The sequence below is a fragment of the Mesorhizobium sp. P5_C1 genome (genome assembly GCF_054049815.1).
This window is the reverse complement of record NZ_JBFULQ010001406.1, coordinates 1-537: the sequence shown is the minus strand read 5'-3', so window position 1 is coordinate 537 and position 537 is coordinate 1. Positions and strand designations below refer to the sequence as shown.

Genomic DNA, 537 nt, shown 5'->3' with positions numbered 1-537 from the left:
GGACAACCATTGCATCAAACATCAAGCTGAGGTTCATGGGTCTCCCTCCTACCGACCGAGTGCCGGATAGCGGCGCTCAGCCAGCCGGATCGACAGCAGCGTGACGGTGGTCAGCGAGAGATAGAGAGCGGAGGCCGCAAGGTAGAAGGTCAATGGTGCGCGCAAGGATCCGGCCCCCACATACGCAACGCGCATGATGTCGGTCAGGCCGACGATCGAAACCAGCGCGGTATCCTTGAAGAGCGAAATCCAGAGATTGCCATAGGCAGGCAGCGCCAGCCGCAGCATCTGCGGTCCGATGACGAACATCCAGCGCTGCCAGGCATTCAGCCCAAGCGACTTTGCCGCTTCGGTTTGACCCGCTGGCACCGCCGCAATCGCGCCGCGAAACACTTCGGTCGCATAGCCGCTGAAGACGACAGAGAGCGCGATAACGCCTGCGGTGAATGCGTTCACCTCCACGTACCGGCCGGCGATCTTGCTGGCGAGGGTCGTTCCGCCGAAGTAGATGAGCAGGATAATGAGAAGTTCTGGTAC

1 protein-coding gene is annotated in these 537 nt (G+C 60.7%); it reads right to left on the bottom strand.

Annotated features, from left to right (window positions below):
• Positions 1–48: 48 nt before the first annotated feature.
• Positions 49–537 (bottom strand): ABC transporter permease subunit (locus tag ACXJ7R_RS36060; protein ID WP_457155936.1); only part of this gene is annotated, 489 nt, incomplete at its 5' end.